Below are 24652 nucleotides of genomic sequence, written 5' to 3' on the forward strand. Positions count from 1 at the left end.
CGGACTAAGACCGGCGAACGGCTGCTGCTACTCTGCCTTTGCTGGAGCAAGGAGAGGTATTGATGACCGAAGTTTCCCAAGTCGCATATTCGACGCAGGACATAAAGGCTACCGCGCTCGACATGATCGCCAGGGACGGCGTCGGCCCGTTCTATTTCGCCGAATTCCCGCTTTACGACCTGACTTATCAGGGCAAGGCCGCGCATTATGACAGGATACAGGTCGCCTTCGGGTACAAGGGGGATCTGCAGATCGAACTGCTCCAGGTGCCAGCGGGTGGACATTCCATCTATGCCGAGGGGATCGCCGGGCGACGCGAACTGTTCCACCACAGCTACGTCAAAAGTGACGAGGATTATGATGCGATCGTCGCCCGTCATGAACAGGCCGGCGAGATGGCGACCTATAAGGGCGTATCGCTCGCGGGGGAGGACCGTATCCGCTTCTGCTATGTCGATGCGCGCGAACGGCTGGGCCATTTCGTGGAGATATTGGAAACCAACAAGATGGTCGGTCCCGCCGCGAAGATTTTCGACGCCTATGAACAGATAAAGCGGGCCGCCAGGGGCTGGGACGGAAAGGATCCGATCCGTCAGATGGCCGATCTTTTCTGAACGCAGATCAGCCCGGCGGACCAGCCCGCAATATGTACGGGTCAACTATGATCCGGGTTCGCAAGCCGCGCGCGCAGCCGCCTCATACATGGACAGGGCGCGCTCTTCTGGCGGCACCTTGCCGAACAGGGCGGCCTGTGGCGCTTCCACGCCGATCACCAGATCGGCCGGCGCCCAGTCCAGCATGGCCCGGATCGGGAATTCCCCCGTTCCCGGCAACATCCGGTTGAGCGCCTCGTCAAGCGCATCGACCGGCGGCTTTGCCAGCCCGTCGCAAATCTGGATCGATCCGACCATGTCCGGATCGATCCCATCCAGCCCCAGCAGGCCGCCACTCGTTCGCATGAGGTGCAATATATCGAGAACGATGCCGCCATTGGTTCGGCCGGCATCGCGAACGAAATCCCGAACGGCGGCAATCCCATACAGGCTCCTGCATGCCGCGAAGAATTCCACATTGACCCGAATGCCATGTTCCGCGGCCATGTCGCAGGTCCGCTGATATTTGGTCAACGCGTCGGCCCGATCCGCATTCTCCCAGACGATCGCCGTCGCCGTACGCGCCCCCAGCGCAGCGCCGCATTCCAGCGCCCGGCGGAAACTTTCCGGGTCCGCCTCAGGCGTCAGGTTGAAGCATTCCAGATTGAGCAGGCCGACGCCCGTCTCCTTCATGCGGGCAAGCATCTCCTGCCGCTTTCCCAGGTCTCCAACGACCTCATCGACCTGCATTTCGGGGGTTGGCGCATGGGCAAAGATGCTGACGAAGCGAAATCCTGCCTGCGCCGCCGCGTCAACGAGCTTGGCTCCGTTCAACTCCGGCACGCCGAGCGGCTCCAGGCAGAAGTCCCGGCCGCTCACAATGCCCTCCTGAACTTCGTTACGGCTGGTTTCAACGCATCGATCATCCTGCTTTCCTCATTCCGGACCGCCCTCATCTGTCGGCTATTCGGCGGCAAAGGGCATTTGCTGCCTGAGATTTTCATGAAACAAGATCGGCCCCAGTTCATTGCGGCCGAAGAGGATCGCATCCTGCGCGCCGCTGGCGAGGCCGCGCTGGATCTGGAAGCTGGCCAGATAATCCTCGTCCGCGACCAGCTTCGCCACGCCATCCAGCATCGTCTCGGCCTGTGCGGCCGCCAGATCATTGTCGGCCAGATCCTTTTTGACGCCGTAGACCAGCCGGCTGACGGAACTGCCCGGCTCCGCCCCTGGCTGGATAACCTGCGCAATGATCGCCGAATCCCATATCGTCACCATCGTGCCCGGAAACATCAGATATTGGGGGTTGATCATGTCTTCTCTCAGCGGCTCCCATTGCGCCTCCGGAATGTCGCGCAGCCGGTGTATCGAATTCTGGCAGAAGGTGATCAGGATATGCGGACCGAAGCGGTCGAGCGCCGTGCAGTTCGACACCATGAAACGGCCAACGCTGTCCCGATGCAACTGCGCAAAATGATACGCCTCCAGATGTCCTTCGACGACCAGCTTCCAATTGGCGGCCTGCACGGTTCGCGATCCGACCAAACGATAATCGGCAAGCCGCTGTTCCAGCCCCATATGCCGGTCCGCGCCGGCCATCCACTGGCCGATGTCGAACGAGATACCGGGCGTCAGGACGATGAAGATCAGGCCCGATCGTTCGGCGGCAGCCAGTTCCGTGAGGCCGCGGCTGGCCCGGTCCACCGGGCCGAAAGTGGCGGCATCGGCGACGCCCAGCAGGCGTCCCTCATTATCATATGTCCATCCGTGATAGGGGCAGGAAAATCGCGTTTGCCGGCCGCTGCAATTTTCCGGTGCAACAACCGCGCCGCGGTGGCGGCAGACATTGAGGAAAGCCCGCAATCCCGTTGCCGTGCGGGTGATGAGAACGGCCGTGTCCAGGATCGTCAGGGACAGAAACGACCCGGCGTCCGGCAATTCGCAGGAGAGCGCGACCGCAAGAGGCTGCTGCCTGTAGATTTTCTCGACCTCGCTCGTCCAGATCCGCCGGTCGAAATAATCGGTGACCGGAACGCGCATCTGGCTTTCGGCGGCATCCGTCGTCTTCGCCTCAGCATGGGCGAGAAGTCGTTTGGCCAGGCCGATCTGTATCGCCTTGTCCATATCCTCCTCCTGTATGTTGCGGCGGTCCGGGCTGGCCGTCCGCATCATGGGAATGGCGTGATCAACACCTTGCACTGTCGCGGCGACGTGCGCAGAGCCTCGAACATTTCCGGCACGGCATCCAGCCCCACCGTATCGGTCACCATGTGGCGCGGCTCGACAGCTCCCGCGTCCAGCACATTGACCGACATTTCAAACTCACCGCGCGTATAGAGCTGCGGGAAATGGAGCTGCAATTCGCGCATGCCAAGGCCAGCCGGAACGATGGGGTCATCGCCAAAACAATAGCCAAGGGAAACCAGCCGTCCGCCATGCCGCGCATAGGCCGCCGACGCCATGAGCAGGCCGGGGCGGCCGACGCATTCGACCACCACATCGGCCGCTTCCCCCATGGGCAATTCGCCATAATGGCGGGCAAAGCCGTCGCCGCCGGAGGGCGCCTGGGGCAGGAAGACGCCGGTCGCCCCCATCCTTTCGGCGATCGCCCGACGTTCAGGGACTTTTTCGATCACATAGGTCCGGGCGGCACCAAAATGGCGGGCCCAGAAGAGAGCGGCAAGGCCGATCGGCCCCGCGCCCACGATCGTCACCACATCGCCCGGCATGATCCGCGCGGCGACGATGCCATGAAGCGCGACCGCCAGAGGCTCAGCCAGTGCGGCATCGTCGAGGGACACCGTGGATGGCAATCGAATGGCGGAAGTCGGATCGACCGCGACATATTCGGCATAGCCGCCTGACGTGAACTGCATCAATGCACAGCGGGCCGGCATGCCCTGGCTGCATGCGGTACAATGGCCGCAGCCGAAGATCGGCATGACGGCAATCTTGTCACCCGCCACGACCCCCTCGACGCTCCGTCCGACCTCGACAACCTCGCCACTGATTTCATGGCCGAATATCGTGCCGGGGGGCGGCACATAGCCATGCCCCTCCGCCATGTGCAGATCGGACCCGCAAATGCCGCAACGGGCGACTTTCACAAGAACCTGATTTGCCGCCGGTGCCGGATCGGCAACTTCATCGACCGCAAGCGGCTGGCCGACCTGTCTGAAAAGGACTGCGCGCATAGGAACCTTTCATTCGGCGATCGGCTGGCGACGCGGACGGCGGATGCCCGGCCGGGTAACCCGGCCAGGCGAAAGGTAGCGCCTGCCGCGCTTCACGCGATCTCGCGGTCCGCGACCAGCCCCTCCAAGGCGCCGGCAGCCCGCCAATCCTCCAATATCTTCACGAAAGCGAACAGGCCGCCGCCGAAAGACCCGTTTCGGACAAGTTTGCGGGACGGTTTGCCTTCGTCATTCCAGAAGCTGGGCGTGCATTCCGCCCATTGTTCGATGACAGCGGCAGCATTGTCCTCGTGGAACTGTACCCACGCGCGCTCCACATCTTCCGCGACTTCGACCGTCTTCAGGTCGCGCGCGCCCATCTCCGCAATGATATAAGCGATATGGCGCGCCTGTTCGTTCATCATGTGGGGGAAATTCGGCCCCCAAGGGGTCTGGGTGGTGCTCAGGATGAAGAGATTGGGGAAGCCGTTGACGAGCATGCCGTGCAGCGTCGTCGCGCCGTCGTGCCATTTCTGGCCCAGCGTCAACCCGTTCCGGCCGATGACGGGCATGACCGCGTCATTATTATAGGCGGCCAGTTCGAAGCCCGTCGCATAGACGAGACAATCGACCTTATATTCCCTGCCCTGGACGATCAGCGCATCTTCGGTGATCCGTTCCACGCCATGCCCCGCCGTGTCGATCAGGTGCACATTGGGGCGGTTGAAGCTGTCCAGATAATCATCGTGGAAGCAGGGCCGCTTGCAAAGCCGATTGTACCAGGGCTTGAGGGCCTCAGCCGTGTCCCTGTCCTTCACGACATCGTCGATCCGCTTTCGTACCGATTCCATATAGGCGAAATCGGCCATCTGGAACATCTGGCCCAGTTGCTGGGGCGTCATGTCGGGCGTGGCTTTGCTCATGACGGCGTGGATCATCTTCGTCCAGCCGTCGTCGACCTGATCCTCGGGACAGGGAATGCCCATGACCACCGCCGTATAATTGTCCATCCGGCGCTGTTGCCAGCCGGGCGTCAACGATTTGAACCATGCCTGGTCGGTTGGATGATCGTTCCTGTACCCGATCGATGAGGGCGTGCGCTGGAAGACATAAAGTTCGTTCGCCGCCGCGCCGAGATGGGGCACGCACTGCACGGCGGTCGCGCCCGTGCCGATGATCGCGACATTCTTGTCCTTCAGCTTGTCGAGGCCACCCAGCGCGTCGCCGCCGGTATAGTCATAGTCCCAGCGGCTGGTGTGAAAGCTGTGGCCCTTGAAGGTCTCTATGCCTGGCACGCCCGGCAGCTTGGGCGTCTGAAGAGGGCCGGATGCCATGATGAAGGACCGCGCCCAGAGGCGGTCACCCCGATCCGTGCTGATCAGCCAGCGCCCGCGTTCCTCGTTCCAGCGCGCCTCCATGATCTGGGTGTGGAAAAGGGCCTTGTCATACAGATCGAATTTCCGGCCGATCCGCTTGGAATGCTCGAAAATCTCCGGCGCGCGCGCATATTTCTCGGTGGGCATATAGCCCGTTTCCTCAAGCAGCGGCAGATAGATGAACGATTCCACGTCACAGGCCGCCCCAGGATAGCGGTTCCAGTACCAGGTGCCGCCGAAATCGCCGCCCTTTTCCACGATGCGGACGTCGGAAACGCCATTCTGCTTCAGCCGGGCACCCGCGAGCAGCCCGCCAAAGCCCCCGCCCAGGATGACAACCTCCAGCTCCTCCTCAATGGGCGCGCGCTCGATGCGCTCGGCATAGGGATCGTCCAGATAATGCGCCAGCGCGCCTTCCATCTTCACATATTGCGCGGTGCCGTCGGAGCGCAGGCGCCGGTCGCGTTCTTCCCTGTATTTCTTGAGCAGGGCGTCAGGATCGAAGGTAAAGCCACCGGTATTATCCGCCATTTTCCTCATCTCTCAGTCAAGTTGCAGGCAGCGCGCCCGACATTCTCCCAGCCCCGCTTATTCGGCGATCGCGGCCCCGGCATCGTCCGTGCGGACAGGGGATACAAATGGTGGCGGGCAGGCAGTGGGGCGCAATCCGGAGAAGGCTTTTGGCGGATATCGTCCGATCGCGCTAGGACGATCCAATCGAAACCCGCTATGGCCCGATATTGACCAATATTGCCCATTCGGCAGACGTCCGTCTGCAAAATAGGGTGGTATTTCGTGATTGTCGGGGCTTTTGTCGGATGTTAACGTCGAATATTGACCGTCAGACGGGGGAACAGAAAGTTTTGCATCGTGCTGCAGAACGTAGCCGGGGTGCTGGCAGACCTACGCGCGCCAGGGCGGCGGAAATCAAGGATGTCATTCTTCGCGCAGCGATGACCGAATTTACCGAACGGGGATTTCACGCCAGTTCCGTAGCCAGCATTGCCGCGCGGGCGGAAGTTTCGCGCCGGACCGTGTACAACCAGTTCCAGACCAAGGAACAACTACTGGAAGTTCTGGCCAAACATACATGTACGCGGCTCAGAACGCTGCTGGCTGAGGTAATAGAAAACGAAGAGCCCATCTGGGACACGCTCTATGGCGTTGGCATGTGCTTTTACAATGATGCCATGGGCGCTGACTCGCGCACCATTTCCAGGCTGCTCGTCATGGAAGCAGAACGCATGCCTGCGCTGGCCCGCCAGGGCCTTTCGTTCCGGCAATATGCGCTGGAGCCACTGGTAAACTATCTGGAGCGCCAGGCCCTGGAAGGAGTCATCACCGTCGAAGACCATGCCCGCGCGGCCCAGCAATTTCTTCATCTGACGACCAGCAGCATCGACTATCTCTTTGGCGACAGCGGACATACGCTGGAAGAGCAGCGCCAATGGGTGGCCGCCGCGGTCAAGACATTCCTTTACGGGGTGCACGCGCGACGCTGATGGCGGACAGAAGGCCGACCGACGGCGTCAATCCGGCGCGGCCGATGACGCGCCATGCTCCGCAACGGATTTGACGATCCTTTCGAGCGCCGGCCGATAATCGCCTAATATTGACGGCAGCGGGACCGGATTGCCCTCTTCATCCAGGGAGTGGCGGGCAAGAACATGGCGGCGCGCCAACATCACGGCTGCGCCGATAATGACCTGGTTCGCCTCTATATAGGCTGCAACCGCCGACGGCCGTTTCAGGCCCCCGGCTTCGAGCAGTGCCACGAGCTTGCGGCCATAGACGATCTCCTCGTCGTCCCCGCGTCCTTCGATCAGATTGCAGATCAGCGCCGGATCGGACCGGAAGGTCGAATAGCACATTTCCGCATGCTGCCGCAGCACGACACGCCAGTCTGTGCCCGCCTCAACCGCAAGAGCCTTCATCGCCAGCCGATCGGCGACGAGTTGAAGCAAATGCTCTCGCCCTTTCACATAGCCATATAGCGTCGCCACGCCTGTATTTAGGCGTTCGGCCACGCACGCCATTTCCAGCCGTTCCAGTCCGATGGCGCAGGCAGCGTCGACGATCGCATCCCGCGAAAGCGTCTTGGGACGGCCCGAGGAGCGCCTTTCCGCCGAATGCCTTCGCGCCTGCCTCTTCACTTGGTCATCATCCTTTATATTTCACCTTGGAAACCGTTATCATGGAACATTACCGAATACAGATCGCAAATGTTTTCGAATCAGACTCGACAATTTTTCTGCGGCGCTTTAGTCGTTGCGCAAAGCAGCCAATCAACGCGCTTTTGCCCCCCAATCAAGATGGTGATCGATATGCATTTTCGTTTCGCGCTTGCCACCGCACTGGTCGTCCTTGCCAGCCCGGCGTTTGTTTCCGCCCAGACTCCGGAAACGGGTCAATCGGTGAAGAGCGGCGCCTGGGTCTTTTCGGCCGATGGCCGCCGGATCGGCCGCGTAGATGACGTCGCCGACGGCACGGCCGCGATCATCTATAACGGACATCTGATCCGCATTCCCCTCGACAAGCTGGCCGCCAGCGACAAGGGGCTGGTCAGCTCGCTGACGCGCAAGGAGATCGATCAGTTTTAGAGCCGATTTCGATCCGATTGGATGAGATCGTCGATCCAGTAGTTTTGTTTGCAGCGACGTCTTGCCGGCGATCGGTTCGATCGCCGGCAAGACGTCCTGATATCCATGCTATATTCGGTGCAGTCCGCGTCATACAACTGATGACGGCCCTGAATAGAGCATGCCCCGCCTACCCCTCCGCCGTTGAGTCCGGCGTGGCCGCGATCAATCGGCGCGTCGCCGCCGCTATTTCGTCGAAGGCCATGGCCGCGCGGTCGGAGACATGCGCGAAGTTGAAAAATCCGTGCGGCAAGCTGGCATAGCGAAGGACGGTCACCTCGTTTCCGGCGCGGGCAAGCTGGTCGGCATAATTCAAGCCTTCATCGCGCAGGGGATCGATCCCGGCAATGGCCAGGACAGCGGGGGGCAGACCCGCATGATCGCGTGCCTCACAGGGCGAAAGACGGGGATCGCGCCGATCCCCCTGCCCGGCATACTGATTCCAGTACCATGCCATGTCCCTGCTGGTGAGCAGCGGGCAGTGGGCGTTCTCCCGCCAGGAAGGCGTATCGCAACGGCCATCGATCGCGGGATAGATCAGCAGTTGCCCGTGGACCGGGGGTCCGCCCCGGTTGCGCGCCTCCAGGGCCAGGACCGCGGCCAGATTGCCCCCGGCGCTGTCTCCCGCCACCAGAAGCGGGGCTGCGGCGCCCACAAGCTCGTCCCGATGGGCGTGGCACCATTTCAACGCAGCATAGCCATCGTCCAGGCCAGCCGGGAAGGGATGTTCGGGCGCCAGCCTGTAGTTGATCGAGAGGATCGCCGCCCCGGTCCTGTTGGCGAAAGCGCGAATGGCGGGATCATGCTGCGCCAGATCGCCCAGCACCCAGCCGCCGCCATGCAGATACAGGATGAACGCAGTGGGACGCGCAGGACAATAGAAGCGCGCGGCTATGGCGCCGCTCGCGCCGGGCACATCCATATCGCGTACGCGCCAGACCGCTTCCTTCTCGCCCATGTCCGCATCGGCCCACAATGCCCTGGCCTCTTCCGGCGCCAGGCTGGATACCGGAGGCGCGGCCGCCAGCATCGCCAGAATGGGTTCAAAGGCTGTGTCCAGCTTCGTCTCAGACATCTGTCCCTCCCTCAGACGGCCAGGCCGCCGCTGACTATTGGCTCAATCCCATCCAGGCAGGCAAGGCCAACCGCCTGCAAATCGGCAAGCGCGACGCGCCTGACGAGAACCCCCGGCGGGCTGCCCGACGTCCGGATCAGGCGCAGGCTCCAGCCGCCATGCACATGTCCGAACGGATCGATCCAGTTTCCGCCGATCCCGGGATCGCGATGCGCGATGACGACGCGAACCGATCCGTCCGCTTCACAATGTGCCCGGTATTTCTGCAAATATCCGCCGCCATCCTCATAATTGTCGAGATTTTCCTGCCACATGTTGCACAGCTGGAGGATCCAGTAGTCACAGGGCGTCGGTATGAACTCGACAACCAGCGCTTCATCCGCGCCGCATTCCCACGTGCCGAACCCATGGTGTCGGTCTGCCACGCCGCCATTGGCAAGATAAAGGGTCAGGTCGAACAACAGGCGGTTCGGCTGGCCGTCGAAATTGTCCTGCCACCAGCGGCGGACCAGCTCGGCATATCCCAGGGTGATCTGCCCGGCCCTCGCCAGCCCGGCGCTCAGCTCCGCGGGGCGAAGCGGGCGAGGCATGCCGCCGTCCAGCCGTTCGATCCGCAAGGAGGGCGAGATCGTTTCCTCGCGCAGATGATAGAGCGTCCGCACCAATATCCCCACGGAGGAGCCGGTGATCGGAAGCCAGGCGCCGCCGCCCGGCGGCTTCTCCCTGCTGACGATGACTTCGAAATTACCGGCTTCATCGAATTGGATCTGGTCGCTCGCGATGAAGGCCGTCGCTCGCATCACGGCGGGATCGAACATCTTCAATCCGTCAACACCCTCCTCCGCCCAGTTGCGCGCACCGTGATCGGCCGGAAAGGCACCCTCCCACGCGGCCATGACGAAATAGGGAATCGTGCCGCGATTGCCGGCGACGCGATAGTCGTGCGCGCCGTCGAAAAATTCGGCGATCAGATGGTCCTGATCAGGGGACTGAAAGTTGATCCCCTGGCGCCATGGTGTGTCCAGCAGCCGGGGTCTTTCCGGTTCGGAATTTTCCACATAGCGATGGAAACCATGCCGGACCAGGCGGGACAGGAACCTGTACCATTCCGTCCGGTCGAGTTCATTCACCTCGTCGCCGAACTGGTCGATCACACGTCCCGCCTGTTTCAGAACATCGCACAGGTCGTTCCAGGCGTCCCCCGTCAGCAGCCGTTCGCCAGCCCTTCTCTCCAGTCCTGCTTCCATGCCATGTCCTCCCTGCATCCGGTGCCGGCCGCTCAGTCTGGCCGCACTGGCTCTATTCCCGCCTAGTGACCCGAATCAGAAGTTCGTCACATTGCTGGGTAGGCGTTGAACGAACTTCTGATTCATCAGGGTCACTAGCAAATATAGGATTCTATTGTGGTTTTTGGATTTGAAATACGCTCCCCACCGAGCCGCTGGAATGAGGCGTATTTCAAATCCACCACACTAGTCCGATCGGCTGCGGCTCCCGTCGCTGCCCGCAATATGTTCTCTGCGGGAGGCAAGATGACGCTGGCGCGATTCGGCAGGAGCGGCCGCCGCTGGCAAAGGGAGATGCCGCCATGTCCTTTACGACCGAAGCCCGTTTTTCGTCCCCGGCCGGGATGGTGGAGATACGCAACTATCATTGGCCCACTCCCCTCGACGATGTTCTGGGCGCTGACGCGGCGGTTTTCGGGCTGTCTCTTTCCCGCGTTCCCGATGGATCGGTCGCGCGCTTCCATGGCGAGGGCGGCGGGCCGGATTTCCGGCCCGTGGGACGAATGCTGTTCCGCCCGGCCGGGTCGGAAATGCGCTGCCGCAATGCGGGAGGACGACAAAGGCTACTGATGTGTTCCATGCCGGACGACTGGACTGGCGAAGGCATGCGGCTCCCGGTCGCACATCTGCCGCCCGCACTGGACCTTCGCGAACCGGCCCTCGCGCGGACGATGCACAGGCTTGCCCATGAAGTCGTCACGCCGGGCTTCGCCGCGCCTGCGCTCATCGAAGCGCTGATTGCGACCCTGCTGGTCGATTTCACGCGCAGCCAGCGCACGCAGCCGCCTCGCCAGGCCAGGGCTCGCGGCGGCCTCGCGCCGTGGCAGATCAGGCGCATCGAGGAAGCGGTGCGCGAAACCGATGGCCCCCCGCCCAGCGTGTCTGCCCTGGCCCGGCTTGTTGACATATCGCCACGGCATCTGCTTCGGGCATTCAGAACGAGCATGGGCTCTTCCGTCCTTTCCCATATCGCCCAGATCCGTCTGGACCGGGCCTGCGCATTGCTATCGGCGTGCTCCATGCCGATCAAGCAGGTGGCGGGCCTGTGCGGTTTCGCCTCCACAAGCGCCTTTTCCGCGGCTTTCCGCCGTAAAACCGGAATGACGCCCCGCGATTTTCAGCGCCGGGCAGGATGTTCGAGTCCGATCCGCGACATAATGGCCGAAGGAATGGACTGATCGCCACCCTTCCCGCGCCCATGCTGATAGAAGACGATCCGGGGAGAGTGACATGAGCATGGCTGAGATTTGCAGATTCGATTATTCCGGACGGACGGTCCTGGTGACCGGCGGGACGGCCGGCATCGGCCTCGCCATTGCCCGCGCCTATCGCGATGCCGGCGCCAGCGTGTTCGTGACTGGGCGCAGGTCCCGATCGGCCGATTATGGTGACGAAATCAGCGGCCTTGGCTATTTCCCCATGATCGCCAACGATCCGGTCGCCTGTGCCGCGATCGCGGCCGGCCTGCCCGCGCTGGACATATTGGTGAACAATGCAGGGGAATCCCATCCGGGCGGGTTCGAAAGGCGCTATGAACCCGACATCTTCGAGGATGCCGTCTCCATCATCCTTTTTGGGCCCTATCGGCTGGCGCACGCGCTGCACGCCGTCCTCGCCAGAAGCGCCATGCCCGGCGGCGCAAGCGTCGTGAACCTCGCCTCCCTGTCCTCCTATTTCGGGATGGACGCCGTGCCCGGCTATGGCGCGGCCAAGGCAGCGATCGTGCAATTGACCAAGACACTGGCCATCGCCTGGGCCGCCGACAATATTCGCGTCAATGCGATTGCGCCCGGCAATGTCCAGACCCGGATATTCGACCATGTGAAGGATGTGCCCGAGGTGATGGAGCCATTGATAGCCCGCACCCCGATGCGGCGCTTTGGCCGGCCGGAGGAAATTGCGGGACCGGTCCTGTTCCTCACCAGTCCTGCCGCGAGCTTCATGACCGGCCAGACCATCCCCGTGTGTGGTGGCTTTTCCATCGCCTGACCGCGCCATTCGATACGGAGGTCCATTTGTATATCGATGATCTCGCTTCGCCCCGGCAGACGCCGGCCGCACTCGCCGCGCTTCAGGCTGCCGAGGGCCAGCCCGTCATCTTGACGCGGGACGCCGTGCTGGACGCGGCGCGCAGGATGACCGGCCTTTCCGATTTCGGCCGCGAGGATTTTCTCCCTCGACTCGACATCATGCTGCGCAGCGCCGACGAGGACGGTCTCAACGCCTTTGGCCGCACATTATTCTTCAACGACATGGTCCGCTATGCGGCCAACCGGCTTCGTGTCGAGCATATGATCGCCCGGCATCCGGAAATACTGGATGTCAGGATTGACCGGCCGATCATCATTCTGGGCATGCCGCGCACAGGCACGACGCATCTCGTCAACCTGATGGCGTCGGACGACAGGCTGCGATCCATGCCCTATTGGGAATCGCTGATGCCGGTCCCCGCCGAGGGTGTCCCTGACACCCGGCTCGCCGATACCGAGGCGTCCTGGGCGGGCCTCGACGCCTTGCTGCCGTTCCAGAAGAATGTTCACGAACTCAGCCCGACCCATATCCATGAAGAGATCGAGCTGCAGATGCTCGACTTTTCCTCCTACATGATCGAATGGATCTCCCGGCCCTATCGCTGGCGGGACCATTATCTCTCCCACGACCAGACTTCGAGCTACCTCTACCTGCGCAAGGTGCTTCAGGTGCTGACCTGGCTGCGCGGCCCGGAACGCTGGATCTTGAAATCGCCGGGACATCTGGAACAGCTCGGGCCGCTGATGACGGCCTTTCCCGACGCGACCATCGTCATGACCCATCGCGACCCGGTCGACGTCGTCGCCTCCTGCCTGACGATGAACTGCTATATCGACCGCTTGCGGCGGCTGAAGGTCAATCCGGGGGAAGTCGCCAATTACTGGGTGGACCGGATCGAGCGGCTGTTGCGCGCCTGCGTGCGCGATCGCGACCTGTTGCCGCCTGACCGCGCGGTCGACGTCCGTTTCCGCGATTTCATGTCGGATCAGATCGGCACGGTGCGCCGGATCTACGCCATGGCCGGACTCGCGCTGACCGGGCAGGCGGAACAGGTGATGCAGAGCTACATCGCCGATCATTCCCGCGACCGTCACGGACAGTTGGAATATCGGTTGAAAGAGGATTTTGGTCTGGAACCAACGGCCCTTGCCGAAAGATTCCGGTTCTACAGCGATCGGTTCGTGACGGCCCCCAATTCGCTTTCCACCGGTCCCCTTTCCCCAAGCATACTCTGAACAGACGATGCGCCATGGGCGGATGACCGCGAGTGGGGGAGACAGGAGTTCTTGCCCTTTGAGGCACAGGAGAGAGGATCGAATCTTGGCAGAAGCCGGCATATCACGCGTGGTGAACGCCGCGTCGTTCGACGAGCATCCCGAGGAGATGTTCTGGCAACCCCTGGACGCCAGCCTCTCCATGCCAGCGGAAGAGGTGTCGCGCATCCAGCTTCAGGCCGTGCGCAAGCGGTTTGAGGAACTGCGGGAGCATCTTCCGGCCCTGCGCAACCTCGCCGCGGAACAGGGCATTACCCAAATCGCGACCCTGAACGACGCCGCCGCGCTGCTGTTCAAACATTCCGTCTACAAATCCTATCCGGTCTCGCTGATCGAAAAGAACCGTTACGACCGGCTGACCCAGTGGCTCTCCAATCTGACCACGGTCGACCTTTCCGATGTCCAGACGAGCGGCGTCGAATCGATCGACGACTGGCTGGACGCGGTCAATCGCGATGCGGGCGTGCGGATCATCCACACCACCGGCACCAGCGGAAAATTGTCCTTCCTGCCGCGCGGCCCGGCGGAGGCGAGCCGCCAGCTTCGTTCCGGACGCCTCTCGCAGCAGGCAATTGGCCAGCCCGAACCGACCGGACTGGACCAGGTTCCCACCATCGTCCTGGGCAACCGCATCATGTACAATGGCTATGGCGCCATGGTCGAAGCGCTGCTGCACGATCTCTACCAGGGTGACGACGCGATGATCGTCGCCATGAATCCCGGCCGGCTGAGCGCCGATGTCCTGTCGCTGGCGGGCCGCCTTGCCGCCGCGGGCAATCGCGGCGAACTGGGCCGTTCGCAGGTCTCGCCCGCGATCTTGAACCGCCTGGACGACTTCGTTGCTGCCCAGAAGGAAGGGCCGGCACGCCGCGCCCGCTTCTTCGACGAGATATTCGATCGACTGGCGGGCAAGCGGGTCATGATGTCCGGCAACTGGTCCATGTATCATGAAATGGCCGAAGCGGGCGGGCAGCGCGGCGTAGGCGGCATCTTCGCGCCGGACAGCCTGTTCCTGTGCGCGGGCGGCACCAAGGGCGCGACCCTTCCGGACGGGTACAGGGAGACCATTCCGGCGTTTCTCGGCATATCCATGCTCAATGAACTGTACGGCATGAGCGAGATGACAGCGCTCATGCCGAAATGCAGCGAGGGCAAATATCATGCCCTTCCCTGGATGCTGCTGTTCCTGCTCGATCCGGAAACCGGCCAGCCCGCTCCGCGCAGCGGGACGCATACGGGACGTTTCGGCGTCATCGACCTGTCGATCGAGACGCGCTGGGGCGGCATTGTCAGCGGAGACGAAGTGACGATGACCTTTGGCCGATGCGCATGCGGACTGGACGGTCCGTTCCTCGACTCCGACATTCGCCGCTATAGCGAGAAGGAAGGCGGCGACGACAAGATCACATGCGCCGGCGCCCCGCAGGCGCACGACAATGCGCTCGCTTTCCTCGCGGAAATGGACTGACAAAATGACGGATCATGGTTTTCGCGTGCCGCTGGTCATCCGGGGCGAAGTAATCGAAGAGGATGGCGTGTCGCATGGCGGGCGCGGCGGGGGCATCAGCTTTACCGCACCCGATGTGGCGGCCCATCTGGGCAAGCTTGCCCTGTCCACGCCCAGCAGCATGAGCGACCTCCACTCCCTGAGGATGGAGGAGATTTTCGACTATCTGGGCGAACTGGGAAGCCGTCTGCCTCCCTCCCGCAATCCATGGATGGAGGAGGCATTCCGGATATCCTGCCATACATCGGGGCTGGGCGCCGACATCCTGCGCGCCATGTACGATAATATGGACAGGATGCTCGATCCCGCCGCCTTGCGCGAGGCAGCCGAAAATTCCATCGGCATCGATTATCTTGAGAACTGGGTCGAAATGCCGCTGGAGGGGCCGGTGACGGCACGGATCCGCGCCTTCGGCGCGCGCGCAGTCCATATCGTGGCGGGCAACGCGCCGGGCACGTCGCTTCTGACTGTCGCCCGCAACGCCATCACGCGGAGCGACGCGATCATCAAGACGCCGAGCAATGATCCGCTGACCGCGGCGGCGATCGCCCGGACGATGATCGACATGGCGCCCGATCATCCGCTGACGCGCCACCTCAGCGTCGCCTATTGGAAGGGCGGCGACGAGCGCGTGGAGGCAAAGCTCTACACGTCCGGCAATATCGAGAAGATCATCGCGTGGGGCGGCATGGCGTCGATCAAGCATATCGCCAAATATGTGCAGCCAGGCATAGAGCTGGTCGCGCTGGACCCCAAGCTGAGCTCGACGATCATCGGGCGCGAGGCCTTCGCCGACGAGGAAACATTGACGCGGGTGGCAGGGGCGCTCGCGCTGGACGGCGGCGGCCTCAACCAGGAAGGCTGCGTGAATGCGCGCGTCGTCTGGGTCGAAAGCGGCACCGACAAGGCGGGACTGGAGCGGCTCAATCGCCTCGGGCAACTTGTATATGACGCAATCCAGGCATTGCCCCCGCAGATTTCAGGCCCCGCCGTGCGCATGGACCCGGCCCTGGCGGATGAGGTGAGCGCGCTGCGTGTGGGCGGCGATGACTGGTACAAGGTCATTGGCGGCGGCGTCGAGGGTGCGGTCATCATGTCGCAGATGGAAGAACCGGTGGATTTCGCGCCGCTGCTCGCCAACCGCGTGCTCAATCTGGTGCCGGTGGACGACGTCGAGACCCCCGTGCAGGCCGTCACCAGCTATACCCAGACCATCGGTATATGGCCCGAGAGCCTGAAGCGCCGGCTGCGCGACCAGCTTGCGATTCACGGCGCGCAACGCCTCGTGACCCTTGGCAACGCCGTTGGCATGCCCAACCACGGCATCCAGGACGCGATCGAGCCATGGCGGCGCATGTGCCGCTGGATCGTGGAGGAGGAAGCGACAGCGGCCTGAGCGGGCGCTCCCGCTGGGCCGCAGATCAGCAGCCTTTCCAGATCGGCGCGCGCTTCTCGACAAATGCGCGTGGTCCTTCGCTTCCGTCCTCCGATCCGGCGAGGATCCTTGTGGCGGGCAGCGACCATTGCCGCCGTTCCGCATCCTCCAGAGGCAGGGCTGCGCAATCCAGCGCCACCCGCTTGGAGGCCCGTACCGCAAGAGGCGCGGCGGCAACGATATCCTGCGCCCACCGCATCGCCCGGTCAGCCAGCTCGCTGGCCGGTGCGACGTCGGTGACGAAACCCATCTCGCGCGCTTCGATCGCGGACACGGGCTTTCCCGTGAGGATCAGGCCCATGGCACGGTGATAGGGGATCTGCCGCGACAGACGCAGAACGCCCCCGCCCAGCGCCGCCATCCCGACCTTCACTTCCGGTAGCGCGAAAGAGGCATGCTCCGCCGCGACGATGATATCGCAGGCCAACGCCATTTCGAACCCGCCCCCGAACGCGAGCCCGTTGACGGCCGCGATGATCGGCTTGTCCATGTCGAACCGCGCGGTAAGCCCGCCGAACCCCCCGGGAAGGAGTTCATCCCTGCCCTTGGGCGGCGGTGTCTTCAGGTCGAAGCCGGCGGAGAAGGCCGCGTCGCCGGCGCCCGTCAGGATGGCCACCCATTGCTCGTCATCGGCGGCAAAAGCGTCGAGCGCATCGGAAAGGGCGGATTGCGCCGCCCGGTCCAGCGCATTGCGCCGCGCCTGCCGATCCATTGTGATGCGGGTGACGCGGCCCAGCCGCTCGACCTTTATGGGCCCTGCATCCATATGCTCGCCATGGATCGGGTCAGAGGAAGATGTCACAGGATGCTCCGTCCACCGGCCGATCGCCATAGCCGTTCCACAGATGCGATGGGGGCTGCTGGCGCGCAATCTGAAAATTGCCTCCGAATCTGTCCGGAAGAGATCACACCGCCTGCCCGCGAAGCCGTCGTCATTTGCACCACCCTATTTCCATTGCCGGCGATCCTGACGAACGGGCCAGCGCGCCACATCGTCGTTTGCGACTAGTGGCCCGAATCTGAAGTTCGTCCACTGCTGCGTAGGCGTTGAACGAACTACAGACTCATCGAGGTCACTAGCAGATATAGGATTCTAGTGTGTTTTTTGATTTGAAATACGCTCCCCACCTGACCGCTATAATAAGGCGTATTTCACATCCACCACAGTAGGCGCGGATCATAGTCCGATGCTCCTTCCCGCTTTCCTAGTCCGTTCATGGGTTTGACGTGCGCCGCCGCCCTGAAAACTACAACGAAAATGAGGAGAGGAAAGATGGCGAGCCGATTTGGTCGAGTGAGAAGGCGCTGCATGCTCCTCGCGCTGATTGTGCATGCGGTCCCGGCTTTGGGCGGCACGGTGCTGCCATCTACCGATGCTGGAATGGCTTCCGCACCGCTTCCCAACGCCTTTCCGGCGATCCCGACCGCACCCGTGGGCGCCCCCAATATTCTCCTCGTCCTCACCGATGATGTCGGCTTTGGTGCGGCCTCGGCCTTTGGCGGCCCGGTTCCAACCCCCAATCTGGAGCGGCTGGCCCAGAATGGATTGCGGTACAACCGCTTCCACACCACCGCCATGTGTTCCCCGACGCGGGCCGCATTGCTGACCGGCCGCAACCACCATGCCGTGGGCACCGGGACCCTGACCGACTTTGCCCTCGGCGCGCCCGGCTATGATGCAATGATACCGCGAAGCGCCGCCACTATTGCCCGTCTCCTGCAGGACAATGGGTATAACACGGCCTTTTTCGGCAAACATCACAACATACCGAAGGGACCGTTCAGTTCGTCAGGGCCTTATGACTATTTCCCCACGAAGCTGGGGTTCGATCACTTCTTCGGCTTCATAGGATCGGACACGGATCAATGGCGCCCGACGCTCTATCGCGACACAAGCCGCGTCATCGACGAAAAACCGCCGAGCCGAATCCTTGACCAACGGCTCGCCGACGAGGCCATAGACTGGATTCATCAGCAGAAAGCGGCGGCGCCGGACAAGCCGTTCTTCATCTATTTCGCGCCGGGGTCCGCCCATACTCCACATCAGGCGCCCGCCGACTGGATCGAACGTTTCCACGGACAATTCGCGCAAGGCTGGGACAAGCTCCGCTCAGAGACCCTTGAGCGGCAAAAGGCGATGGGCCTTGTCCCGGCGCGGACATCACTGCCCCGCAGGCCCGATTATATACCGGCATGGCAAAACCTGTCGATGGAGGAGCGAGCGTTCCAGCAGCGGCAGATGGAAGTGTTCGCGGCCCAGCTTGCCTTTCAGGACGCGCAGTTCGGCCGGATCGTCGATGAGTTGCGGCGCATGGGCCTGAACGACAATACGCTCGTCATCTTCATCGAAGGTGACAATGGACCGGACAGCGCCGCTTCCCCTGCCGGCGCGATCGGCGAAGCAACGGAGATAGCGAACCGGCGACTGGGGCTGGCAGAGCATGGACGGCAGATCGACCAGCTTGGCGGCCCCCGAAGCCACAGCAATTACTCCACGGGCTGGGCGCTCGCGATGAGCACGCCCTTCCCCTATTACAAGCAGATCGCCTCCCATCTGGGCGGGACGCGCAACGGCGCCGTTTTCTCCTGGCCTTCACGGATTACCGATCGCGGCATGCGCAGCCAGTATCACCATGTGATCGATGTCTTTCCGACCATTCTCCATGCCGCCGGGATAAAGGCGCCCGACATCGTCGACGGCGTCGCGCAGCAGCCGGTCGACGGCATCGACATGACCTACAGCTTCGCCGACCCTCAAGCGCCGGATCGCCGCACGACGCAATATTATGAGATGCTGGGCAACCGGGCCCTCTATGATCATGGCTGGCTGGCCAATACCCGTCCCGAACGCAAACCGTGGGAAATGGGTTTTGGCGCCGACGCCAACGTGAACCTCGCCCCTGGCTACCGCTGGGAACTTTACGACCTCGCCGCCGACTTCAACCAGACACGGGATCTGGCGGCCTCGCAACCGGCCATCCTGGCCCGGATGCGCAAGGCGTTTGATGTTGAGGCCGCGCGCTACAAGGTCTTTCCGATCAACGACCGTACGGACGCCGCGCGATCGGGCCTTTCGGCGCGCGCCTATGTCAAACCGCGGAGCAGCTATATATTCTGGGGCAAGGATATCAGCCTGCCCTCCGACGTCGCGCCACCGATCACCGGACGCGCCTTCACGCTGACAGCGGATGTCATAGCGGGAAATGGCGTGATCGCCGCGCTGGGCAGCTTTATGGGCGGGTGGAGCTTCGGCATCGAGGACGGCCATCCTGTGGTCCGCCATGCGCTGACCCCTTTGCCGGAAGATCTATTCCGCCTCGCGGCGCCCACCGTCCTTCAGCCGGGATCGACGGTTCGCCTCTCCTTCGACTTCGACTATGACGGCGGCGGATATGGCAAGGGTGGATTGGTTCGCATCGCCGTCAATGGCGCGCCGGTCGCAGAACGGCGGCTGGAACGCTCTCTTGTCGTGCAGGAGGCACCGGGCGAGACATTCGACATTGGCCTGGACAGCGGCGGCCCGGTCAATGAAGCGGCTGGAGCGCCGGATCGCTTCACGGGCGAAATCCGCAGGCTGGAAGTGACGCCCGGACCGCCGGGCGCGCGGCGGCAATAGGGATCGACCGGATCATGCGCCTGCCTGCATCACCGCCCCCAGATCCGCGCTGTAGGTCTGATGCGCCAGCAAGCCGCCATCGGCAGGAATGATGGCGCCGGTGATGAAGGCAGCCTCGGCCGATGCGAGAAACAGCGCAAGCCAGCCAATATGTTCAGGTTCGCCAAGATAGGGCGTCAGCGTATGTTTTTCGAAGATTTCCAGCGCTTCCGGCGTGACGTCGCGCCTGGCCTTGGACGACAGGACAAGACCGGGCGTGATGGCGTTGCAGCGTATATTCTGCTTGCCGTACATGGTCGCGACATATTGGGTAAAGCTGTTGATCGCAGCCTTTGAGGGACCATAGGCAATGCGCGTCACGTCCCCCTTCACGCCCGAACCGGACGAGATGTTGACGATCGACCCGCCGCCGCGTTCCAGCATATGGGGCAGCGCCATTCGCGTGCACAGGAAAACGCCCCGCGCGTTGACATCGAAAACCCGTTCCCAGGTTTCGACGCTCGTGCCGAGAAGATCCGTATCGTCGGGCAGGACGGCGACGGCATTGTTCACCAGAATGTCGATCCCGCCAAAGGCCGACAGCGCCGCGTCGATCACCGCCCGAATGGATGCCTCGTCACCCTGGTCGAACGTGCAGGCCACCACCTCCCCGCCTTCTGAACGGATGAGGTCCGCCAGGGCGTCGCCGTCGCGGCCCGTCCGCGTGGCGACCAGGACCCGCGCCCCTTCACTGGCCAGCAACCGCGCTGTAGCGCCGCCGATGTTGAGACCGCGTTCGTTCAATCCAGCGCCGGTGACGATGGCCACCTTTCCGCCGACGCGCGATGATTTGGCGACGCCCATTCATGATCTCCTTCGGTCTCTCCAACGATCGGGACAATAGGCCGCCATGCGTGTCCGGCGCTCGTCCATTCAGACATCGCCGATGGAAAGCGCCCGCCGACGGCTCGTTCAGACCCAGCGGACGCCATACCGGTCGTCAGCTCTCCCTGGGACCGGGCACCTGCCCGGCCGCGCTTTGCGGATCTTCGGTCGTCATACCGGACCATTTGAGCGCGCCCATCATGCCGCCGTCGACCAGCAGGTCGGTGCCCGTCACGAAACTCGCTTCGGGACCGCAAAGCCAGGCGACGGCCGCCGCAATATCCTCCGACACGCCGATCCGGCCGACGGGCACATTGGACACCGTTTTATCCACGGGCGCTCCGGCGTCCCGCTCGAAATGGATCATGGGGGTGGAGATGATGCCGGGGCTGACGGACAGGATCCTTGCGCCCTTTCGGCCCCATTCGGCAGCGGCGGCCTGCACGCGCAGCTGGTTCGAACGCTTGGCAAGCCAATAGGCGCCCAGGCCCGTGTCCCAGCCAGGAACGGTGCGCACGCTCGCCAGCATCTCCTCGGCCGATCCCAGGGCCAATATCCGCTCCACCTCCGGCGGCACCGGCGCATAATAGGCCGCGTTGCTCGACATGACGACACCCACGCTTCCCTCCACTGCGATGGGCAGGAACGCGTTGATGACGTTGATCGTGCCCAGCAGATTGACGGCGTAAATCTTCTCCGGCGTCGCCATGCGCGGGGATACGCCCGCGGTGTGCACCATCGCATGCAGTCGCCCGATCCGCGTCGCTTCCGCCACCAGCGCGTCGATCGACGCGGGATCGGCCACGTCCACGAGCGTGGGCGTCACGCGATAGCCTTCGCGTTGCAGATCGCCCGTCACCTGCTCCAGCACGTCGGCGCTGACGTCCGCGACCAGCAGATGCCGGCCCGCGCCAAGCCGGCGAGCACATGCAACGCCAAAACCCCGAACGCCCACGACCACAGCCACATCAGTCATTCGCCATCTCTCTTTGAAAATATCCGCCTTGCAGCATTTCGCCTAGCAACCGCCGGACCGGCGGCATCAGCCGTTCGGACGACAGGCCCGCAATGAGGCCGGTTGTCCAACCAGACGATGATCACAGGCAGGCTGCCTTCTATCATGGGCTGAAAACAGCCTATGGATGGACGGCATATATGACAGGATCAGGCGACAAGCCGGTTGCGGTAGTGACGGGAGCGACATCGGGCATCGGGCTGGAAACGGCGCGCGCGCTGGCGCGGGAGGGGATGCGGGTCATTGCGCTGGGCAGGGATGAGGCACGGATCACCAGCGCGGCGAAAGAATTCGAAGCCGAGGGCCTGACCGCGCAATGGGTGAATGCCGATCTCTCATCCATCGCCCAGACCCATGCCGCGGCCGCCCGCATCGCGGAAATTGTCGACCGGATCGACATATTGGTCAACAATGCCGGGGGCCTGCTCGACACAAGGCATGTGACAGCCGACGGGCTGGAAACGATGTTCCAGGTGAACCATCTGGCGCCATATATCCTCACGCTCGATCTGCTTCCCCAACTGAAGCGTTCGTCCGTTCCCCATGTCATCACGGTATCCTCGATCGGCCACAGCATGATCGACGATCTGCATTGGGACGATCTGCAAATGGAAATCTCTTTCCTCCCGATCACCGCCTATGCGCAGAGCAAACTTGCGAACATCCTGTTCACGCGCGAACTGGCGGCACGCCATGCGGCAGACGGCATCGTCGCCAGCGCCGTCCATCCGGGACTTGTCGCCTCACGCTTTCCCGAAAGCGCGGGCGTAGAGACCCGGACCTATTATGCGGCGGCGGAAAAGAGCGGGGAGGCGCTGACATCGGCGCAGGGCGCGGACACGATCGTCTGGCTGGCGATGGACCGCGATCGCGCCCTGCCATCCGGCGGCTATTTCCATGAGCGCAAACGCGTCGAACCATCGCCAGCGGCGCAGAGCGAGGAAGGGGCCAAGCGGCTCTGGGACATCAGCGCGCGCCTTTCCTCGCTTGAGACGGCAGGATGATGCCGCGTGTTCCGCGCCACATTACCTCTGCCCCGAACGCATGGCACCAACGCGCCGGAAGTTAGGCGATGATCCGCTTCGACGGCAGGGTGGCCGTCATCACAGGCGGCGCTTCGGGTATTGGCGCTGCGGTCGCTCGGCTCTTCGCAGCCCATGGCGGAACGGCCGTGATCGCCGATCTGGACGGGACACGAGGACAGGGCATCGTCCAGGACATCCAGGCGGCGGGTGGCAAGGCCGACTTCGTTCCCTGCAACCTTGGCGATGCGGCGATGATAGACGGGATGATCGACACAGCGCTGGCGCGCCATGGCCGGATCGATTTCCTGCACAATAACGGCTATGCCCCGTGGAGGGGCGAGGATGCCGGTGCGCTGGCGGCCGACATATCCGACGGCCAATGGCAGCATGCCATGGACCTTGGCGTCACATCGGCCTTTCGCGCCGTTCGGCGTGCCATTCCCGTCATGACGGCCCAAGGGGGCGGTTCGATCGTGAACACATCCTCTATCGCGGCTTTTCACGCCGAACCGCGCATCGGCGCCTATGCGGTGGCCAAGGCGGCATTGTCGCAGCTGACGCGCGCCGTCGCGGTCGAATATGCTGCCACGGGCATCCGCTGCAACGCCGTCTGTCCGGGGGTCATCCAGACGCCGCTGATCGACGGGGCGCCCCTTGACCCGGATTTCATGCGGACGATCCCCATGGGAAGGCTGGGCACGCCGGAGGAGATCGCCCATGTGGTCCTGTTCCTGGCATCCGATCTTGCCAGCTATGTGACGGGCGCCATCATCGTCGCCGATGGAGGGCGGACCATCTGAACAGCCTGCCGCGGAACCCCATATCCGGGTCAGGTGTGGACATAGCCCTTCTTGAAATGCGCTCCGGTCAGGAAGGTCGTGCCGCGTATCCCAAGGCCGTCCGCAGCATTGATGACTTCGCCAGTAGTCGTCGCCGCATTGCGGCGGGACGCAAGGGTTACGAAAAGACCGGTATAATCCGCCGGGTCGTCGCATTTGAGCGGAAAAGCCTGAAACACCATATCGGCGACTTCCTGCGTCTGCGGCGAAAATACATAATCCTGTGGCGCCAATGCCTTGCTGCCGCGCAGGTCGGTCCGCATTGGGCCGGGGCCGACGGCGTTCACCCGGACCTCAGGCGCGAGCTGATAGGCCAGTTCGCGGACCAGGCCGACGACGGCATGCTTCGAGGCCGTATAGAAAATGCCGCCGCCGCCGGGAATGAAGGATGCGGAGGACGCCGTGAAGACCATGCTGCCCTTGGTCTTCCTGAGTTCTGGCGCGGCTGCGTAGGCGGCCAGTATATAGCCTTTGACATTGACGCCCATCACCTCGTCGAACGCGGCGTCCAACTTGTCCTCCGGCAGGTCGAGGAGCATGGCGGGCAAATCCATGATGCCGGCATTGCCTACCAATATATCGAGCTTCCCGAATTTCTCGACGGCGAGCGCCACCGCCTTCTTGTTGTCGGCGATCGAGCGCACGTCGCCGACGACGGTGGCGACCTTATCGCCGAAATCCTTTTCGAGCGCGCTGGCCTTGTCAGGGGAATATTCAAGGACGACGACGCGCGCGCCTTCCTCCAGGAAACGTTCGACCAGAGCCCGCCCCAGTCCGGAGCCGCCACCCGTGATCAGCGCCACATCGCCTTGAAGCCAACCCATCGACCTTCTCCCGTTCAACGCAAGTTTCGCTTGGCGCGCCGGCCTCGCCGCGCCTGACGGCGTCCGGAGCAATACCGATT

At 62.9% G+C, this 24652-nt stretch carries 22 protein-coding genes; 11 read left to right on the plus strand and 11 right to left on the minus strand.

Going from position 1 to position 24652, the window contains the following annotated elements; translation table 11 throughout:
- The first annotated feature begins 62 nt into the window (after window positions 1-62).
- Window positions 63-614, plus strand: coding sequence for a hypothetical protein (locus MRBLMA1_RS09750; RefSeq protein WP_363736434.1), 552 nt, complete (start codon window positions 63-65; stop codon window positions 612-614).
- Window positions 615-659: 45 nt separating this feature from the next.
- On the opposite strand, the gene MRBLMA1_RS09755 is transcribed toward MRBLMA1_RS09750, so the two are convergent.
- The 4 genes from MRBLMA1_RS09755 to MRBLMA1_RS09770 form a co-directional block, all read right to left on the minus strand.
- The gene (locus MRBLMA1_RS09755) at window positions 660-1472 is read right to left on the minus strand and encodes a sugar phosphate isomerase/epimerase family protein (protein ID WP_363736436.1); all 813 of its coding nucleotides are present in this window, start codon (window positions 1470-1472) and stop codon (window positions 660-662) included.
- 84 nt (window positions 1473-1556) lie between these two features.
- Entirely contained in the window at window positions 1557-2717 is a 1161-nt protein-coding gene (locus MRBLMA1_RS09760) for an aromatic ring-hydroxylating oxygenase subunit alpha (RefSeq protein WP_363736438.1), read from the minus strand.
- A gap of 44 nt (window positions 2718-2761) precedes the next feature.
- Window positions 2762-3787: a zinc-dependent alcohol dehydrogenase gene (locus tag MRBLMA1_RS09765; protein ID WP_363736439.1), complete on the minus strand. Its 1026-nt coding sequence runs from the start codon at window positions 3785-3787 to the stop codon at window positions 2762-2764.
- A gap of 92 nt (window positions 3788-3879) precedes the next feature.
- Window positions 3880-5673, minus strand: coding sequence for a flavin-containing monooxygenase (locus MRBLMA1_RS09770; protein WP_363736441.1), 1794 nt, complete (start codon window positions 5671-5673; stop codon window positions 3880-3882).
- Between the two features lie 209 nt (window positions 5674-5882).
- On the opposite strand from MRBLMA1_RS09770, the gene MRBLMA1_RS09775 reads away from it, so the two are divergent.
- Window positions 5883-6644, plus strand: a complete 762-nt coding sequence (locus tag MRBLMA1_RS09775) for a TetR/AcrR family transcriptional regulator (protein ID WP_363736443.1) — start codon at window positions 5883-5885, stop codon at window positions 6642-6644.
- A 27-nt stretch (window positions 6645-6671) separates the two neighbouring features.
- On the opposite strand, the gene MRBLMA1_RS09780 is transcribed toward MRBLMA1_RS09775, so the two are convergent.
- Window positions 6672-7295 carry a TetR/AcrR family transcriptional regulator gene (locus MRBLMA1_RS09780; protein WP_363736444.1) on the minus strand — a complete coding sequence of 208 codons (624 nt, stop codon included), beginning with the start codon at window positions 7293-7295 and terminating at the stop codon, window positions 6672-6674.
- 69 nt (window positions 7296-7364) lie between these two features.
- On the opposite strand from MRBLMA1_RS09780, the gene MRBLMA1_RS09785 reads away from it, so the two are divergent.
- Window positions 7365-7742, plus strand: a complete 378-nt coding sequence (locus MRBLMA1_RS09785; RefSeq protein ID WP_363736445.1) for a hypothetical protein — start codon at window positions 7365-7367, stop codon at window positions 7740-7742.
- 169 nt (window positions 7743-7911) lie between these two features.
- Here MRBLMA1_RS09785 and MRBLMA1_RS09790 read toward each other — a convergent pair whose 3' ends face one another.
- Together MRBLMA1_RS09790 and MRBLMA1_RS09795 are read right to left on the minus strand one after the other, a co-directional pair.
- A complete protein-coding gene (locus MRBLMA1_RS09790) occupies window positions 7912-8856 on the minus strand; it encodes an alpha/beta hydrolase (protein WP_363736446.1) in 945 nt (314 codons plus the stop codon).
- A gap of 11 nt (window positions 8857-8867) precedes the next feature.
- Window positions 8868-10103 carry a hypothetical protein gene (locus tag MRBLMA1_RS09795; protein ID WP_363736448.1) on the minus strand — a complete coding sequence of 412 codons (1236 nt, stop codon included), beginning with the start codon at window positions 10101-10103 and terminating at the stop codon, window positions 8868-8870.
- A 341-nt stretch (window positions 10104-10444) separates the two neighbouring features.
- On the opposite strand from MRBLMA1_RS09795, the gene MRBLMA1_RS09800 reads away from it, so the two are divergent.
- From MRBLMA1_RS09800 to MRBLMA1_RS09820, 5 genes are all read left to right on the plus strand, one after another.
- Entirely contained in the window at window positions 10445-11320 is an 876-nt protein-coding gene (locus MRBLMA1_RS09800; RefSeq protein WP_363736449.1) for an AraC family transcriptional regulator, read from the plus strand.
- 58 nt (window positions 11321-11378) lie between these two features.
- Complete coding sequence (locus MRBLMA1_RS09805) at window positions 11379-12131, plus strand: SDR family NAD(P)-dependent oxidoreductase (RefSeq protein WP_363736450.1); 753 nt, start codon at window positions 11379-11381, stop codon at window positions 12129-12131.
- A 26-nt stretch (window positions 12132-12157) separates the two neighbouring features.
- Window positions 12158-13408: a sulfotransferase family protein gene (locus MRBLMA1_RS09810; protein WP_363736452.1), complete on the plus strand. Its 1251-nt coding sequence runs from the start codon at window positions 12158-12160 to the stop codon at window positions 13406-13408.
- An 85-nt stretch (window positions 13409-13493) separates the two neighbouring features.
- Window positions 13494-14915 carry a hypothetical protein gene (locus tag MRBLMA1_RS09815; RefSeq protein WP_363736454.1) on the plus strand — a complete coding sequence of 474 codons (1422 nt, stop codon included), beginning with the start codon at window positions 13494-13496 and terminating at the stop codon, window positions 14913-14915.
- Window positions 14916-14919: 4 nt separating this feature from the next.
- On the plus strand, window positions 14920-16350 hold the full coding sequence (locus tag MRBLMA1_RS09820) for an acyl-CoA reductase (protein ID WP_363736456.1): 1431 nt from the start codon (window positions 14920-14922) through the stop codon (window positions 16348-16350).
- 25 nt (window positions 16351-16375) lie between these two features.
- Here the strand turns inward: MRBLMA1_RS09820 and MRBLMA1_RS09825 are convergent, their stop codons facing one another.
- Window positions 16376-17191: an enoyl-CoA hydratase-related protein gene (locus MRBLMA1_RS09825; RefSeq protein WP_363736457.1), complete on the minus strand. Its 816-nt coding sequence runs from the start codon at window positions 17189-17191 to the stop codon at window positions 16376-16378.
- Window positions 17192-17698: 507 nt separating this feature from the next.
- On the opposite strand from MRBLMA1_RS09825, the gene MRBLMA1_RS09830 reads away from it, so the two are divergent.
- Window positions 17699-20005, plus strand: a complete 2307-nt coding sequence (locus MRBLMA1_RS09830; RefSeq protein ID WP_363736459.1) for an arylsulfatase — start codon at window positions 17699-17701, stop codon at window positions 20003-20005.
- Between the two features lie 12 nt (window positions 20006-20017).
- On the opposite strand, the gene MRBLMA1_RS09835 is transcribed toward MRBLMA1_RS09830, so the two are convergent.
- Both MRBLMA1_RS09835 and MRBLMA1_RS09840 read right to left on the minus strand, forming a co-directional pair.
- On the minus strand, window positions 20018-20848 hold the full coding sequence (locus MRBLMA1_RS09835; protein WP_363736460.1) for an SDR family NAD(P)-dependent oxidoreductase: 831 nt from the start codon (window positions 20846-20848) through the stop codon (window positions 20018-20020).
- A gap of 136 nt (window positions 20849-20984) precedes the next feature.
- Complete coding sequence (locus MRBLMA1_RS09840) at window positions 20985-21845, minus strand: SDR family oxidoreductase (RefSeq protein ID WP_363736462.1); 861 nt, start codon at window positions 21843-21845, stop codon at window positions 20985-20987.
- A gap of 179 nt (window positions 21846-22024) precedes the next feature.
- Here MRBLMA1_RS09840 and MRBLMA1_RS09845 point away from each other — a divergent pair, with 179 nt between their 5' ends.
- On the plus strand, window positions 22025-22888 hold the full coding sequence (locus MRBLMA1_RS09845) for an SDR family oxidoreductase (protein WP_363736463.1): 864 nt from the start codon (window positions 22025-22027) through the stop codon (window positions 22886-22888).
- Between the two features lie 68 nt (window positions 22889-22956).
- Entirely contained in the window at window positions 22957-23709 is a 753-nt protein-coding gene (locus tag MRBLMA1_RS09850; RefSeq protein WP_363736464.1) for an SDR family NAD(P)-dependent oxidoreductase, read from the plus strand.
- A gap of 29 nt (window positions 23710-23738) precedes the next feature.
- Here the strand turns inward: MRBLMA1_RS09850 and hcaB are convergent, their stop codons facing one another.
- A complete protein-coding gene (gene hcaB / locus MRBLMA1_RS09855) occupies window positions 23739-24572 on the minus strand; it encodes a 3-(cis-5,6-dihydroxycyclohexa-1,3-dien-1-yl)propanoate dehydrogenase (protein ID WP_363736466.1) in 834 nt (277 codons plus the stop codon).
- Window positions 24573-24652 lie beyond the last annotated feature (80 nt).

Source organism: Sphingobium sp. LMA1-1-1.1, from assembly GCF_040676365.1.
Lineage (GTDB): Bacteria > Pseudomonadota > Alphaproteobacteria > Sphingomonadales > Sphingomonadaceae > Sphingobium.

Coding starts and splice junctions, on each gene's coding strand:
- MRBLMA1_RS09750 (WP_363736434.1), top strand. CDS start 63: ATGACCGAAGTTTCCCAAGTCGCATATTCGACGCAGGACATAAAGGCT.
- MRBLMA1_RS09760 (WP_363736438.1), bottom strand. CDS start 2,717: ATGGACAAGGCGATACAGATCGGCCTGGCCAAACGACTTCTCGCCCAT.
- MRBLMA1_RS09765 (WP_363736439.1), bottom strand. CDS start 3,787: ATGCGCGCAGTCCTTTTCAGACAGGTCGGCCAGCCGCTTGCGGTCGAT.
- MRBLMA1_RS09770 (WP_363736441.1), bottom strand. CDS start 5,673: ATGGCGGATAATACCGGTGGCTTTACCTTCGATCCTGACGCCCTGCTC.
- MRBLMA1_RS09785 (WP_363736445.1), top strand. CDS start 7,365: ATGTTTTCGAATCAGACTCGACAATTTTTCTGCGGCGCTTTAGTCGTT.
- MRBLMA1_RS09790 (WP_363736446.1), bottom strand. CDS start 8,856: ATGTCTGAGACGAAGCTGGACACAGCCTTTGAACCCATTCTGGCGATG.
- MRBLMA1_RS09795 (WP_363736448.1), bottom strand. CDS start 10,103: ATGGAAGCAGGACTGGAGAGAAGGGCTGGCGAACGGCTGCTGACGGGG.
- MRBLMA1_RS09800 (WP_363736449.1), top strand. CDS start 10,445: ATGTCCTTTACGACCGAAGCCCGTTTTTCGTCCCCGGCCGGGATGGTG.
- MRBLMA1_RS09805 (WP_363736450.1), top strand. CDS start 11,379: ATGGCTGAGATTTGCAGATTCGATTATTCCGGACGGACGGTCCTGGTG.
- MRBLMA1_RS09820 (WP_363736456.1), top strand. CDS start 14,920: ATGACGGATCATGGTTTTCGCGTGCCGCTGGTCATCCGGGGCGAAGTA.
- MRBLMA1_RS09830 (WP_363736459.1), top strand. CDS start 17,699: ATGCTCCTCGCGCTGATTGTGCATGCGGTCCCGGCTTTGGGCGGCACG.
- MRBLMA1_RS09835 (WP_363736460.1), bottom strand. CDS start 20,848: ATGGGCGTCGCCAAATCATCGCGCGTCGGCGGAAAGGTGGCCATCGTC.
- MRBLMA1_RS09840 (WP_363736462.1), bottom strand. CDS start 21,845: ATGACTGATGTGGCTGTGGTCGTGGGCGTTCGGGGTTTTGGCGTTGCA.
- MRBLMA1_RS09845 (WP_363736463.1), top strand. CDS start 22,025: ATGACAGGATCAGGCGACAAGCCGGTTGCGGTAGTGACGGGAGCGACA.
- MRBLMA1_RS09850 (WP_363736464.1), top strand. CDS start 22,957: ATGATCCGCTTCGACGGCAGGGTGGCCGTCATCACAGGCGGCGCTTCG.
- hcaB (WP_363736466.1), bottom strand. CDS start 24,572: ATGGGTTGGCTTCAAGGCGATGTGGCGCTGATCACGGGTGGCGGCTCC.